This window comes from Nocardia sp. NPDC058633, assembly GCF_042717045.1.
Classification (GTDB): Bacteria; Actinomycetota; Actinomycetes; order Mycobacteriales; family Mycobacteriaceae; genus Nocardia.
Genome location: NZ_JBHXRA010000005.1, coordinates 141,993 through 158,981 on the forward strand (window position 1 = coordinate 141,993; position 16,989 = coordinate 158,981).

The following is a 16,989-nucleotide window of genomic DNA, read 5'->3' on the forward strand; positions in this document are numbered from 1 at the left end:
CATGACCGGGCAGCAGCTAGTCGGCTCCGTCGAACGGAGGGGACTGTTGTGACCCGGATGTCTCGGGTGCCGGGTGCCCGTGCCATGCAGCGCGGCAAGTCGCTGCCGCAACTGCTGTCCGTCGCGGTGGAGTCCAACCCGGACGGCATCGCGCTGTCCTGGTCCGACGGTGTGCGTGCGCCGGTGCGGTGGACCTATGCCGAGCTCGACGAACGCGCCAACCGGCTGGCCAGGCTGTTGATCGCGCGCGGAGTCGGCCCCGAGGACATCGTCGCCGTCGGCATCCCGCGCTCCCCGGAATCGGTGCTCGCCCTGTGGGCGGTGACCAAGACCGGTGCCGCGTTCCTGCCCGTCGACCCGAACTATCCGCCCGCCAGGCTCACCCACATGCTCGGCGACGCGGGCGCGGTCCTCGGTGTCGCGGTCGATGCCGCGATGGACCGGCTGCCCGCCACCATCGAGTGGCTGTGCCTCGATCACGACACCGTGCGCCGGGCCACCGAAGAACAGTCGAGCGACCCGGTGACCCGCGACGACCGGATCCGTCCACTGCGTCTGCCGCACCCCGCCTACGTCGTCTACACCTCCGGCTCCACGGGCCTGCCCCGAGGCGTGGTGGTGACCCACAGCGGCCTGGCCAACGTCTACGAGTACCAGCGCGAGCACTACCGGCTCAGCACCGAGTCGCGGGTCCTGCATCTGGCGTCACCGTCGTTCGACGCCTCGGTGTTCGAGGTGTTGATGGCGCTGTGCGGTGCGGCGACCCTGGTGGTGGTTCCGCCGACCGTGTACGGCGGCGCCGACCTGGCCGAGTTGCTGCGTCGGGAACGGGTTACCCACGGATTCGTCACGCCGACCGCGTTGTCGTCGGTGGATCCACGGGGCCTCGACGACTTCCGGGTCGTGGTCGCGGGCGGCGAGGCGTGCCCGCCGGAGTTGGTGCGGCGCTGGGTGCTTCCGCTCGCCGGTGGCGGCACGCGCGAGCTGTACAACGGTTACGGCCCCACCGAGGCCACCATGGGCACCAATTTCAGCGCGCCCTTGGTGCCCGGACACGTGGTGACGATCGGTCCGCCGATCCGCAACGTCACCGAGTACGTGCTCGACGAGCGCCTGGTGCGGGTGCCCGACGGGATCATCGGCGAGCTCTACCTCGCGGGCAACGGACTGGCACGCGCGTATCACCGGCGACCGGCGCTCACCGCGTCGCGCTTCGTCACCGATCCGTTCGATCCGGCGGGCGGGCGCATGTACCGCACCGGCGACCTCGTGCGCAGACGCGCCGACGGCACGGTCGAGTTCGTCGGCCGCAACGACTTCCAGGTGAAGGTCCGTGGCTTCCGGATCGAGCTCGGCGAGATCGACGCGGTCCTCACCGAATCCGACAGCGTCGACTTCGCGGTCACCGTCGGCCACGAACTCGACAACGGCACCACCATTCTCGCCGCCTACGTGCACGCGGCTCCCGGTGCGCGCATCGACCTCGACGAGCTGATCGCGCGCGCTAAAGCGGGCCTACCCGCGCACATGGTGCCGACCGCGCTGACGGTGCTCGACACCATCCCGCTGACCCCGGTCGGCAAACTCGACCGCGCCGCGCTGCCCGCGCCGACGCTGCGCGCGCAGGAGTACCGCGCCCCCTCGGGAGCGACGGAGGAGTTGGTCGCCCAGATCTTCACCGAGCTGCTGCGCCCGGCGGAGCCGCTCGGCGCGGACGACGACTTCTTCGCCCTCGGCGGCAACTCCCTGCTGGCCACCCAGGCCGCGGCCCGGCTCGGCACCGAACTGTCCGCCCGGGTGCCCGCCGGGCATGTGTTCGAAAGCCCCACCGTCGCGGGGCTCGCCGCGCTGCTCGAACCGCTCAAAGGTGCCGGTGGCGACGCTCCGCTCACCCGCAGGGAACGCCCGGCGCTGATCCCGCTCTCGCCCGCGCAGCAACGGATGTGGTTTCTCAACCAGTTCGACCCGAACTCCACCGCCGAGACCATCCCGTTCGCGCTGCGGCTGTCGGGCCCGTTCGACGCGCGCGCCCTGCACGCCGCGCTGACCGACCTGGTGCACCGGCACGAGTCGCTGCGCACCTACTACCCGATCTTCGACGCCACTGCCTCCGATGGCCTCGAGCGGTCGGACTCGGTGGTCGACGGCGTGGGCCACCAGGTGGTGCTGCCGATCACCGACGCGGTGCCCGATGTGCTCTTCGACACGCTCACCGAGGACGAATTGCCGCTGTGGCTCGGCGAATTCGCCACGACCGGCTTCGACGTCGCCGCCGGGGTGCCGCTGCGAGTGGCGCTGGCCGAACTCGGCCCGCGCGACCACGTGCTCGCCGTCGCGCTGCACCACATCACCGCCGACGGCGCCTCCGTCGCACCGCTGCTGCGCGACCTGCTCGGCGCTTATCTCGCGCGCCGCAACCGGTCGCGGCCGAACTGGCAGCCGCTGCCGGTGCAGTACGCCGACTACACGCTGTGGCATCGCGAACTGATCGGCGCCGAGGACGACCCCGATTCGGTGGCCGCCGCGCAGCTCGCGCACTGGCGCTCGGTGCTGGCCGGACTGCCCGACCGGCTCGATCTGCCGACCGATCGCCCGCGCCCGCCCGTCTTCAGCGGCCGCGGGGCGGAACTGGATTTCCGGATTCCCGCGCCGGTGCACACCGCGATCGCCGCACTCGCCCAGCGCAGCGGTGCCTCCGAATTCATGGTCGTCCACGCGGCTTTCGCGGTGCTGCTCGGTCGGCTCGCCCACTCCGACGACATCGCCATCGGCACCCCGGTGGCCGGGCGTGGTGCCCGTGAACTCGACGACCTGATCGGCATGTTCGTCAACACGCTGGTCCTGCGCTCGCACCTGGACCCGCGCGCGAGCTTCGCCGAACTGCTGCGCGCGACCAAACGCGCCGACCTCGCCGCCTTCGCCAACGCGGACCTGCCGTTCGAGCGGCTGGTCGAACTCCTCGACCCGGTCCGCTCGCAGGCCCATCACCCGCTGTTCCAGGTGGCCCTGTTCTTCCAGAACCTGGACCTGCCGAACCTGCGCCTGCCCGGTCTCGACGCCACCCCGGTCGAATTCGGCGGTGCGGTGGCGCGTTTCGACCTGCAACTCACCATCGTGCCCGGCACCGACCCCGACGCGCCGATGGCGGCGTCGTTCAACTACGCCACCGATCTGTTCGACGCCGACACCATCGAAACGTTGGCGGCCCGGCTCACCCATCTGCTCGACGCGGTCACCGCCGACCCCGACATCGCGATCGCCGATATCGATCTGCTCACCGACGTCGAGCGCGAACAAGCCCTCGTGAGCTGGAACGACACCCGTCATCCGGTGGCGCCGGAGTCGATGCTCGACGCGTATCGCCGTGCGGTGCAGATGCATCCGGACGCCACCGCGCTCGTGTTCGAGGACACCGAGCTGACCTATCGGCAGTTCGACGCGCGCGTGAACAGTCTCGCGCGGGTGCTGATCGAACAGGGAGTGGGCCCGGAAAGCCTTGTCGGCCTGGCGATCCGGCGCTCGCCCGAGCTGGTGATCGGCATGTACGCGGTGCTCACCGCGGGCGGCGCCTACCTGCCGCTGGACCCCGAGCATCCGGCCGAGCGGATCGCCTACATCCTCGACACCGCCCGGCCCGCCTGCGTGCTGAGCACCCGCGTCGACGCCGTCGACGTCGCGCCCGGCACGTCGTTGCTGTTGCTCGACGAGCTCGATGTCGCCGGCGTGCCGGGTGATCCGGTCGTTGCCTCGGAGCTGCGCGCGCCGCTGCACCCCGAGCATCCCGCCTACGTCATCTTCACCTCGGGCTCCACCGGCAAGCCCAAGGGCGTCGCGATCTCGCACGCCGCCATCCACAACCAGCTGGTGTGGATGCTGGCGAAGTACCCGCTCGCACTGGGTGATGTGTACCTGCAGAAGACCGCGACCACCTTCGACGTGTCGCTGTGGGGCTACTTCATGCCGCTGCGCGTCGGCGCGAAACTCGTGCTGGCCACCCCGGACGGACACCGCGACCCCGCCTACCTGATCGAGCTGATCGGCAAGCACAGGGTCACCGTCACCGACTTCGTCCCGTCGATGCTCACGATCTTCGCGGCGCAGGCTGCTGCCGCCGACACAGCGTCCGGGCCCCGGGATCAGTCCGCGATGGTGGCGGACCTGGCGTCCCTGCGCGAGATCTTCGTCATCGGCGAGGCACTGCCAGCGGAGACCGTCGATGCCATGGCCGCGGTCGGCTCCGCCAGGTTGCACAACCTGTACGGCCCGACCGAAGCCGCTGTCTCGGTGACCTACTGGCCCGCTCGCCCGGGCGAGCGTTCGGTCCCGATCGGCTTGCCGCAGTGGAACTCTCGGGTTTACGTACTCGACGAGCGGTTGCGACCGGTGCCACCCGGGATCGCGGGCGAGCTCTATCTCGCGGGAGATCAGCTCGCGCGTGGTTACCTCGCGCGACCCGGCCTGACCGCCGATCGGTTCGTCGCCGATCCCTTCGTCGCCTCGGCGTCCGGCAGCGGATCGGTGATGGGGCCGCACCGGGGTTCCGGGCTCGCGACAGGTGCTCGCATGTACCGCACCGGTGACCTCGTGGTGTGGCGCAGGCCCACCTCGAACGCCCCCCACCGACTGGACTACCTGGGGCGGATCGACTTCCAAGTGAAGTTCCGTGGTCAGCGGATCGAGCTCGGCGAGATCGAGACGGCGTTGTTGGGCCACGAAACCGTCAGCCAGGCCGTGGCATTGGTGGCGTCGACCGAGCTGGGCGACCAGCTGGTCGCCTACGTGGTGCCCGCTCCCGGATACGCCGCACAGCCCGACCGATTGCAAGCGTTCTCCGCCAAAACCCTTCCGGCGTATATGGTTCCGGCCTCGATCACCGTGCTCGACGAGTTGCCGCTCAACCCCAGCGGCAAACTCGACCGCAAGGCCCTGCCCGCGCCGAACTTCACCGCGCGGACGTACCGCGCGCCGAGCACCGCCCAAGAACGGCTCGTCGCCGGTCTGTTCGGGGAAGTGCTCGGCCGCAGCGACATCGGCGCCGACGACGACTTCTTCGCCCTCGGCGGCAACTCCCTGATCGCCACCCGCCTGGTGGCCCGCCTCGGTGCCGCCACCGGTGGCCGGATCGCCGTGCGCACCCTGTTCGAAGCCTCGACCGTCGCGGGACTCGCCGCCGTCCTCGACCCCGATGCCGTGGTGGAACCGGCCGGCGGCCTCGGCACCCTGCCCCGTCCCGACGAGCTACCCCTCTCGCCCGCCCAGCGCCGCATGTGGTTCCTCAACCGCTTCGACCAGGGCGTCGACGACGGAGCCGCCGCCTACAACCTTCCCTTCGCGCTGCGCCTGACCGGCGCGCTCGACGTGCCCGCTCTCACCACCGCCCTGCGCGACGTGCTCGCCCGCCACGAGGTGCTGCGCACGATCTACCCCGACACCGCCGCCGGTCCGATCCAGCAGATCCTGCCGGTCGACCAGGTGGACCTCGAGGTCACTGTGCGCCGGATCGGCGCGGACGGGGAAGCGGTGCCGGAGTCCGCGCTGATCGCCGAAGTGGCCGCGCTCGCCTCGACCGCGTTCGACGTGACGACCGAGGTTCCGCTGCGGGTCCGGCTGCTCGACATCACCGGGACCGGGCCCGACGCGCCCACCGAACACGTGCTCGCCGTGGTGGTCCACCACATCGCCGCGGACGCCTCCTCGATGGTGCCGTTGGTGCGCGATGTGACCACCGCCTATCTCGCCAGGGCCGCCGGGCACGCCCCGGACTGGGTGGCCCTGCCGGTGCAGTACGCCGACTACGCGCTGTGGCAGCTGGACCGGCTCGGCGCCGACGACGACTCGGATTCGGCCGCGGCCGAGCAGCTCTCGTTCTGGCGCTGCGAGCTCGCCGATCTGCCGGATCTGCTGGAACTGCCCGCCGACTACCCGCGCCCCGCTGTCGCCTCGCTCGCCGGCGGGCGGGTGCCGGTGCGCATCGGTGCCGACACCCACGCCGCGCTCGCCCGGATCGCGCGCGACGGCGGCGCGACGGTGTTCATGGTGTTGCACACCGCTTTCGCCGTGCTGCTGGCACGGCTCTCGGGTGCCGCCGACGTGGCGGTGGGCACCCCCGTCGCCGGGCGCGGTGAGCGTGAACTCGACGATCTGATCGGCATGTTCGTCAACACCGTCGTCCTGCGCACCCGCTACGACGGCGGCGCCACGTTCGCCGATCTGCTCGCCGCGCAGCGTCGGAGCGACCTGGCGGCGTTCGCCGCCGCCGACATCCCGTTCGAGCGGCTGGTCGAGGTGCTCGATCCGCCGCGCTCGACCGCACGTCATCCGCTGTTCCAGGTGGGCCTGTCGTTCCAGAACGTGTCCCGGGCCGAACTGGAACTACCCGGCTTGCGGATCGCGCCGGTTTCCGCCGAACTCGCGGTGTCGCAATTCGATCTGCACCTGATCGTCGGCGACGGCTACGACGCGGACGGCACCCCCACCGGCATCGAGGGCTTCTTCACCTACGCCACCGACCTTTTCGATGCCGCGACGGTGGCGGGTTTCGCCGATCGGCTGACGTTGCTGCTCGACGCGGTGGTGCGCGAGCCCGCCGTGGTGGTCGGCGATGTCGACCTGCGTACCGACACCGAGCGGACCCGTGAAATCGTGAGCGGCGCGGCGGATCTCGCGGTGCCCGGTGGAACACTCGCCGACCTGCCGCTGATCGCCCGCCCCGAAGCCGTCGCGCTCGTCGCCGATCTGCCCGAGGGCCGTCTCGAGCTCACCTACGCCGAGTTCGACTCCCGGGTGAACAAGCTCGCCCGCCACCTGATCTCGCTCGGCGTCGGCCCGGAGTCGCTGGTCGCGCTCGCCCTGCCACGGTCGATCGATCTGGTGGTGGCCATGTACGCGGTGAGCCGGTCCGGCGGCGCGTATGTGCCCATCGACCCCGATCAGCCCGCCGATCGCACCGACTACATCCTCCACACCGCTGCCCCGATCTGTGTGCTCAGCAACGGCTTCCGCACCGACGCCGCGCCCGTGGTGCGGGTCGACCATCCGGTGATCGCGGCCGCCGATCCCGGCCCGATCACCGACGCCGACCGACGCGCACCGCTGCATCCGGAGCACACCGCCTACGTCATCTTCACCTCCGGCTCCACCGGTCGCCCCAAGGGCGTGGCGGTGCCGCACGCGGCGGTGTTCAACCAGTTGCAATGGCTCCGTGGCGAATTCGGCACCGATGCCACCGATGTGTTCCTGCTCAAGACCCCGGCCACCTTCGATCTGTCGGTGTGGGAGTTCTGGTCCGCTGCCGTCTGCGGTGGGCGGCTGGTGATCGCCGCCCCCGACGGTCACCGCGACCCCGCCTACCTCGACGCCCTGATCGCCGACGCCGACGTCACCACACTGACCGCGGTGCCGTCCCTACTCGACGCGTTGTCGGGGTACTGGGAGTCGCGCTCGCACGACGAGAACCGCACCGCACCGGCCGGTTCGGGTCGCGTCGTCGCGTTGGCGCGCATCCTCGCGATCGGTGAAACCCTGCCCGCCGCCTTGGCCCAGCGTCTGCTGAAGGTATTGCCCGACACCAGGATCGACAACCTGTACGGCCCCACCGAAGCGGCCGTTTCCATCACCGATCACCGCGTCACCACCGACGACGTCTCGACCGTCCCGATCGGCGCCCCCGAGTGGAACAGCCGGGTCTACGTCCTCGACGAGCGCCTTCGCCCCGTCGCGCCCGGCATCAGGGGCGAGCTGTACCTCGGCGGCGTGCAGCTGGCTCGCGGCTACCTGCGCAAGGCGGCCCTGACCGCCGAACGTTTCGTCGCCGACCCCTTCGAACCCGGCGCGCGGATGTACCGCACCGGAGACCTGGTCGCTCGCACCACTGGCGCGCGCGCGGGTGAGCTGATCTATCTGGGACGCAGCGACTTCCAGGTGAAGGTCCGTGGATTCCGGGTCGAGCCCGGCGAGGTGGAAGCTGTCCTGCTCGGACTGCCCGAGGTGACCCAGGCCGCGGTGCTGGCCCGCACCGACGCGCACTTCGGTGACCGGCTGGTCGCCTACGTCGTCGGCACCGAACTCGATGTCGCACAGGTGAAGTCCGCGCTGCGCGACAAACTACCCACCTACCTCGTGCCCGACGCCGTGGTGGTACTCGCGCAACTGCCGTACACCGTCAACGGCAAACTGGATCGCAAGGCGTTGCCCGCGCCGGTCTTCGAGACCACGACTTTCCGCGCGCCCGCGACGCCGACGGAGCAGGTGGTCGCGGAGGTCTTCGGCGACATCCTCGGCGTGTCTTCCGTCGGCGCCGACGACGACTTCTTCGCCCTCGGCGGCAACTCGCTGCTCGCCACCAGGGCCGCCGCCCGGATCGGCGCGGCGCTCGATCGGGCGGTCGGCGTCCGCTTGCTGTTCGAGGCGCCGACAGTGGGCGACCTCGCGCTGCGCGTGCACCGTTCGGACGAGGCCGCCACCCCGGCACTGCTCGCCGGGCCGCGCCCGCAGCGGGTGCCGTTGTCGCTGGCACAACAGCGGATGTGGTTGCTCAATCGCCTCGATCCCGACGCGACCGTCTACAACATCCCGGCCGCGATCCGCCTCACCGGCGCCCTCGACCTGCCCGCTCTCGGCCTCGCCGTCGCCGACCTGTTCGCCCGACACGAGGTCCTGCGCACCCGCTATCCGGCGCGCGAGGACGTCGCGGTCCAGGATGTGCTCGCGCCCGACGCGGTGCGTATCGACCTGACACCGGTCGAGGTCACCCCCGACACCCTCGCCGACGAGGTGCGGGGGACCGTCGCCGCCGGATTCGACGTCACCGTCGCCCCGCCGGTCCGGTTGCGGCTGCTGCGCCTCGGCGCCGACGATCACGTGCTGGTGTTCGTCGCCCACCACATCAGCGCGGACGGCTTCTCCATGGGCCCGCTCACCCGCGACCTGGTCCTTGCCTACACCGCGCGCACGGCAGGATCGCCGCCCGCCTGGTCGCCACTGCCGCTGCAGTACGCCGATTACGCGGTGTGGCAACGTCACTCACTCGGTGACGAAGCCGACCCCACCTCCACGGCCGCCGCCCAGCTGGCCTACTGGCACGCCGAGCTCGCCGGGCTGCCCGAGGAGATCGCGCTGCCCGCCGACCGCCCGCGTCCGCCGGTGCAGTCGTTCGCCGGCGCCACCAGCACCTTCGAGATCGACGCCGCACTGCACGCCGAGCTCGCGGCGCTGGCTCGGGCGCACGGCGTCACGGTGTTCATGGTCGTGCAGGCCGCGCTCGCGGTGCTGCTCGCCAGGCTCAGCGGCACCGACGACGTCGCCATCGGCACCCCGATCGCGGGCCGCGGCGCCCGTGAGCTCGACGATCTGGTCGGCATGTTCGTCAACACCCTGGTGCTGCGCAGCCGGATCGTCGACAGCGACCCGTTCGCCGCGCTGCTGAGCCAGACCCGCGACACCGATCTGCGGGCCTTCGCCCACGCCGACGTGCCGTTCGAGCGGGTGGTCGACGCGATCCAGCCCGCCAGATCGGCGGGCAGGCATCCGCTGTTCCAGGTGGCATTGTCGTTCGAGAATCTCGCCCCGGTCGCCTTCGAACTGCCAGGGATCACGGTGGGTGCGCTGGATGCCCGCACCGCCGAGGCCAAGTTCGACCTGTTGCTCACCGTGCGCGAGCAACCGGACAACGGCGGTATGCACGCCGAATTCGGCTACGCGACAGACTTGTTCGACGCGGCCACCGTGGACGACTTCGGTCGGCGCTTCGTGCGGCTGCTCACCGGCGTGACCGCCGACCCCGGGCTCGCCGTCGGCGATATCGACCTGCTCGACCCCGCCGAATTCCGTGCGCACACCACGTTCGCGGGCCCGGCGGCCGAGCCTGCCCGCACCCTCGCGCAGCTGATGGACGACGCGGTGCGCGCGAATCCGACCGGGATCGCCCTGCGCGGTGACGGTCGCGGATTCACCTACACCGAACTCGATGCCGCCGCCAATCAGCTGGCCCGCGGTCTCATCGCACGCGGTGCCGGACCGGAAATTGCTGTCGCCGTGGCTATTCGGCGCTCGGTAGAATCCGTGCTCGCCGTGTGGGCGATCGCGCGCACCGGCGCGGTGATCGTGCCGATCGACCCCGGCTACCCCGCCGAGCGGATCAGCCACATGATCACCGACTCGGGCGCCGTCTTCGGCATCACCCTCGCCGCCGAACTCGCCGGGTTGCCCGCGCTGTCCGGCGACGGCGGCTGGGTCGTGCTCGACGATCGGGTGTTCACCGCCGAGATCGCCGGCTGCGCGACTGTCGGCCTGCGCGAAATCGAACTGCTCGCCCCGCCGAGCACCGCCAACGCCGCGTACATGATCTACACCTCCGGCTCGACCGGCCTGCCCAAGGGTGTCGTGGTCACCCACGCCGGACTCGCCAACTTCTGCGCCGAGCAGAAGCAGCGCTACAGCCTCGACTCCACGACGCGCGCACTGGCTTTCGCGTCACCGTCGTTCGATGCGTCGATGCTGGAACTGCTGCTCGCCCTCGGTGGCGCGGGCACTCTCGTGGTCGCCCCCGCCGGCTCGGTCGGCGGCACCGAACTCGCCGAGCTGATCCGCACCGAGGGCGTCACCCACACCTTCCTGACCCCCTCGGTGCTGGCCACCCTCGACCCCGACGGCGTCCCCGGTCTGCGCGCCCTGATCGTCGGCGGCGAACACGTACCCGCCGATCTGGCCGCGCGCTGGAACACGTTGCCCCAGCGGCACTTCCACAATGGTTACGGACCCACCGAAACCACCGTGATGACCGCCATCAGCGACCCGTTGCACCCCGGCGACGCCGTCCACATGGGCGGACCGATCCGCGGCGTCCGTGCCCTGGTCCTCGACGAACGGCTACGTCCGGTTCCCGAAGGCGTCACCGGCGAGCTCTATCTCGGCGGTATCCAACTCGCCCGCGGTTACCACCGGCGCCCCGCCCTGACAGCGTCGCGGTTCATCGCGGACCCCTTCGGCGCTGTCGCCGGGTCGCTGACCGCGCCGGCCTCGGGGCAGGCGGGTGCCCGTCTCTACCGCACCGGCGACCTCGTGCGCCGTCGCGGCGACGTGCTGGAGTTCATGGGCCGCAACGACTTCCAGGTCAAGATTCGTGGGCTGCGCATCGAGCTCGGCGAGATCGACGCCGTGCTCGCCGCGGCACCGGGCGTCTCCTGGGTCACCACGCTCGGCCGTGACAACGGCAGCGGCTCGACCATGCTGGTGTCCTATGTCCTGGCCGATCAGGGCATGTCACTCGACACCGCCGAGCTCACCGCGCTCGCCGCGCAGGTGCTGCCCGACTACATGGTGCCCGCCGCGATCGTCGTCCTCGACGAGATTCCGCTGACCCCCGTCGGCAAGCTGGATCGGCGCGCGCTGCCGGACCCGGCAGCCGTCCGCGGCGAATACCGGCCACCGCGCACCGCCGCCGAGAAGACCATCGCCCGGGTGATCGCCGAGGTCCTCGGCCACGACCGGGTCGGTCTCGACGACGACTTCTTCGCCCTCGGCGGCGACAGCATCACCGCCATCCAGGTGGTGTCGCGTGCCACCGCGGCCGGCGTGGTCCTGCGACCGCGTGACCTGTTCGACGCGCGTACCGTCGCAGCCCTCGCCGGGCGCGCCGAAGTCACCGTCGAATCGGGTGCCCTGGAGGCCGCGCTCCCGCTCACCGCCACCGCCGCCCAGCTCATCGAAGCGCGCGAGACCGCCGTCGAACCGCGCGCGGTGCTGCTCGAGGTCCCGGCCGACTGCCCGGACTCGGCCGTGGCGGCCGTCGCGGCCGCGGTGATGAACCAGCATCCGATGCTGTGGGTGCTGCTCGACCGCACCGGCGATACCCCGGTGCTGCGCATCCCGCCGCCCGAGGAACGCACCGGCGGCGCCTTCCGCAGGCTCGACACCGAAGACGGTGAGGCTCTGCTGCCCATCGACGACATCGTCGCCGCGGCTGCCGCCGCACTCGACCCGGACGAGGGTCGCAACATCCACTTCGTGCTCACCGGTGAGGCCGCGGGCGCGACCACCCTGATCGTCGTCGCGAATGCCCTCGTCCTGGACGAGAACTCGTGGCGCGCGGTGGTCGACCAGCTGACCTCGGCATGGAGTCGCGGCCGCCACGCCGCACCCGCCGCACCCGACGCCGGACTCGACGACCTGGTCCGCAGGCTCGCCGAGTACCCGGCCACCGCCGCGGCGCGGGCCGAACGCGAGTACTGGCACCGCGCGATCCGTTCCAGGGCGGGCGAATCCGTCGATCTGCATCTGCGCAACCGGGTCTCGCTGAGCATCACCGGCGAGGGCACCACCGCGGTGCGGACCGTCGCCGAGGCCTATCGCGCCACCGTCGACGAGGTACTGCTCACCGCCGCCGCGCTGGCCCTGCACACCGCCTCCGACACCGCCGTCGCCCGGGCGATCGGCACGGTGGTGCGGCTGCGCGCCGACCAGCGCCTGCTCGGTCGACCCGACGCCGAGAACGTGGTCGGCGGGTTCACCACCGACTACCCGCTCGCGCTGCGACTGGACGGCATCGACGTGGCCGACGCGCTGGTCGGCGGTCCCGCCGCCGGGACGGCACTGGCCCAGATCAAGGAACTGCGCCGCGCGGTCCCCGCCCACGGCGCCGGTTTCGGCCTGCTGCGCTACCTCGACGAGGAAACCTCCGACAGCGTCCGCACACTCGACCGCGGCCGATTCGCGGTACGCCTGCGCGACCTGCGCCCGGCGCGCGTGCACACCGATGTGGCAGGCGACGACCTCGCCCTGGTACTCACCGTGGACGCGACCGATGACGGCCTGGTCGCCCGATTCGACTACGCCACCGCCGTACTCACCGCCGACGCCGTGAAAGTCTTCGCCGAACACTGGATCCGCGCGCTCGGCGGCCTCGCCGAACACGGATTGCGTCCGGGTGCGGGCGGATTCACGCCGTCGGATTTCCCGTTGGTGCGCATCGGCCAGACCGAACTGACACGCCTGGTCCGCCGCTACCCGCTGCTCAGCGATGTCTGGCCGGTCACCCCGCTGCAGTCGGGAATGCTGTTCCACGCGCTGCTGGCGGAGAACTCGGTCGACCCCTACATCACGCAGTTCGTCCTCGACCTCGACCTGTCGGTGGACACCGAGCGACTGCACTCGGCCGCGCAGACCGTGCTCGACCGGCACGACAACCTGCGCGTGGCCTTCGCCACCGACGCCGCGGGCACCCCGTTGCAGGTGGTGCTCGACGACATCGACGTGCCGTGGCGGGTCATCGACGCCGACGACGTCGCCTACCAGCGCATTCGCGCGGCCGACCTGGCCACGCACTTCGACATGGCCGCCGCGCCACTGCTGCGGTTCACCCTGGTGCGCACCGCCGAGACCGCGCACCTGCTCGTCACCAGCCATCACATCCTGATCGACGGCTGGTCGACACCGCTGCTGCTGCAGGAACTGCTCACCGCCTACGTGGTCGGCGGGCGTAGCAGGCGGCTGCAGAAAGTCGCGCCCTATCGCGACTACCTGGCCTGGCTCGTCGGGCAGGATCCCGAAGCCGCCAGAACCGCCTGGCGCACCGCGCTCACCGGCTTGGCCGAGCCCACTCCGCTCGCGCCGGTCGATCAGGGTCGCGAGATCGCCACGGGCACAGGCGAAACCGGCTTCGTGCTCTCGACTGCGGATACCAGCGCGCTGAGCGAGCTCGCGGCGAGTCTCGGCGTCACGGTGAACACCGTGATCCAGGCGGCGTGGGGTCTGCTCATCGCGCGGCTGGTCGACCGCGACGACGTGGTGTTCGGCGCCACCGTCTCCGGCAGGCCCGCCGAGCTCGACGGTGTGGAGCGGATGGTCGGGCTGTTCCTCAACGCCATCCCCGTCCGGGTTCGGTTGCGTCCCGGCGATACCGTCGCCGAGTTGCTGCGCCGGTTGCAGGACGATCAGGCCGCGCTGCTCGATCACCACTACCTGGGTCTCGGTGAGATCCAGGAGATCGCGGGCATCGACGCGCTGTTCGACTCGCTCGTGGTGTTCGAGTCGTTCCCGGTCGACCGCGAGGGGCTCGCTCGGGCGGCGTCCGGCTCGGCCGCCGTCACCGGCATGGACGCCGCCAACGGCACCCACTACCCGCTGACCGTGCAGGTGGTCGCCGACGGGCAGCTGCGGGTCTCGGTGAAGTACCTGCGCGATGTGTTCGGTGAGGACACGGTTAACGCGCTGGCACAACGTTTTTCGATGCTGCTCGCGAGATTCACCACGAGCCCGCGGGCCCGGATCGCCGAGATCGATGTGCTACTCGCCGAGGAGCGCGCGACCCTGTCGGCCGTCAACGCCACCGACGCGCCCGAACTGCTCGACGAGGCCACCCTGCTGTCGTTGTTCGACGCCCAGGTCAAGCGCACACCGCAGGCGACCGCGCTGATCGACGGTGCCGACACCTACACCTACGCGCAATTCGACGAACGTGTGCGCGAGCTCGCCGCCGGTCTCCGGACACGAGGTGCGGGGCCGGAAACGCTCGTCGCGGTAGCGATGCGGCGCGGAATCGACCTGGTGACCGCGATCTACGCGGTGCTGCGGACCGGCGCGGCCTATGTGCCGGTCGACCCGGACCACCCGGTCGAACGGACCGAGCGGGTGCTGGCCGCGGCCGCGCCGATCTGTGTGCTCGCCCCCACCGGATTCACCACCGCCTCCGAGATCCCGGTCCTCGACCCCGCCGCTGTCCGCGCCGAAGCGGTGGACCTCGCGATGCCGAAGGCGGACAATCTCGCCTACGTGATCCACACGTCCGGGACCACCGGAACACCCAAGGGCGTCATGCTGACCCACCGGCAGCTGGTCAATCAGTTCCGGTGGGCGCAGCGCGCCTACCCGCACGGCCCCGGCGACGTGGTCCTGCACAAGACCCCGGTCACCTTCGACATCTCCACCTGGGAGCTGTTGTGGCCGTTGCACACCGGTGCAACCGTGGTGATCGCCGCCCCCGACGGCCATCGTGACCCGGCCTACTTGGCCGAGGTGATCGCCGAACGCGGCGTCACCACCGTGCATTTCGTACCGTCGATGCTCGACGCCTTCCTCGCCGACCCGGCCATCGGCGAATTCCCGGCACTGCGAAGGGTATTCGCGGCGGGCGAGGCGCTGTCGTCCTCGACCGCGCACCGGTTCGCGCAGGCGCTCCCCGCGGCGACGCTGATCAACTGGTACGGACCCGCCGAGGCGACCGTGGTGACCGCGGCAGACGTCGAAGCCGTGTCCGCCGTGGGTATTCCGATCGGCACGCCGGTCGCCAACACCCGTGTCCACGTGCTCGACCGTCACCTGCGACCGGTCCCGCCCGGCACCGTGGGGGAGCTGTACCTGGAAGGCGTGCAGCTGGCCCGCGGCTACCTCGGAGCTCCCGCGCTCACCGCCGAACGCTTCGTGGCCCATCCCGGCGGCGGCAGGCTCTACCGCACCGGCGACGTCGTGCGCTGGACGGCCGACGAGAGCCTGGAATACCTGGGCCGCAGTGACTTCCAGGTGAAGCTGCGCGGCCAGCGCATCGAGCTCGGCGAGGTCGAAGCCGTCCTGCGCGACCATCACAGTGTCCGCCACGCTGCCGTCGCGCTCGTCCACGGCCCGACGGGTGATCGCCTGGTCGGCTACGTGGTGCCCGCCGAGGCCCAGCGGGCGGAAGCGGGCGCGTCGGTTCGGCCGCAGGGCTATTCGATCGAAAGCGGCACCGCGGCTGCCGGTTTCGATCAAACCGCCGTGCTCGCCCATGCCAGGGCCGCGCTCCCGTCCTACATGGTGCCCGCGACCCTGGTGACGTTGACATCGTTGCCGCTCAACGCCAGCGGCAAGCTCGACCGCAAGGCCCTGCCCGTCCCCGCTTTCACCACCCGCGCCTACCGGCCGCCGACCACGCCGTTGCAGCGAGCTGTCGCCGAGGTCTACGCGGAGGTGCTCGGCGCGGGCAAGGTCGGCCTCGACGACGACTTCTTCGAACTCGGCGGCAACTCCCTGGTCGCGACCAAGGCGATCAGCCGCTTGCGCACCAGGGTCGGCGCCGAGGTGCGGGTGCAGTGGTTCTTCACCGACGCCACCGTCGCCGCGCTGGCCGACCGCATCGATGCCTCCCAGTCCGCCGCGGGCGACTACGACCTCACCTCCGACCTCGAATCCGACGACGCCCTCGGGGTCCTGCTGACCATCCGCAACCGGGTCCCGCACGGCACCGAGGCGGGCGGCACGCTGTTCTGCATCCACCCGATGTACGGGTTGTCCTGGTGCTATGCCGGTCTGGCGCAATATATTCCGACGCGGCGGCCGATCTTCGGCCTGCAGTCGCCCGCGCTCAGCGAGGCGGGGTACCTGCCGGGCACGCTCGCCGACATGGCACGCCGCTATGTCGACGAGATCAGGGCCGTGCAGCCGCACGGCCCCTACCGGCTGCTCGGCTGGTCGCTCGGCGGCGTGCTCGCCCATGCCGTGGCCACCGAATTCCAGCAGGCGGGCGAGCAGATATCGCTGCTGGTGATGCTGGATTCGCACCCCGACATCGATGTCCCCGACTTCCACACCGCGATCCGCGACGGACTCGCCGAACTCGGCGTCGACATCAGTGCGGCGCTGCCCGCCGCGGGCGTGCGCGAACTCAGCGACGAGGCACTGGCCGCGCTCCACGCGATCATCCCGGACAACATGGCCGTACTCACCCCGGAACGGTTGCGCCGGATCTATCGCAGCGCGGTGCGCTCGGCCGAGCTGATCGCCGAGCACCAGCCCGCTGTGTTCCGCGGCAGGCTCGAGTACTTCAGCGCGCTCGGACACGAGGCGGCGTCGGCGAATTGGGCCCGGTATGTCGAGGGCGAGGTGCGCGATCGGCCGGTCGCGGTGGTGCATGATCAGATGACCTCGCCGCAAGCGCTGGCCGAGATCGGGCCGCGGCTGGCGGAGCTGCTCGACGCCGGTGACCGTGCGGCCGGGGCGCGATGACATCAGCGGTGTCGGTGA

Annotated in this window: 1 protein-coding gene; it reads left to right on the forward strand. The window is 70.9% G+C overall.

All coding sequences use genetic code 11. The features are described 5' to 3' along the window. The first annotated feature begins 48 nt into the window (after positions 1–48). Positions 49–16,971, forward strand: a complete 16,923-nt coding sequence (locus ACFWUR_RS08155) for an amino acid adenylation domain-containing protein (RefSeq protein ID WP_378903803.1) — start codon at positions 49–51, stop codon at positions 16,969–16,971. The last annotated feature ends 18 nt before the right edge of the window (positions 16,972–16,989 follow it).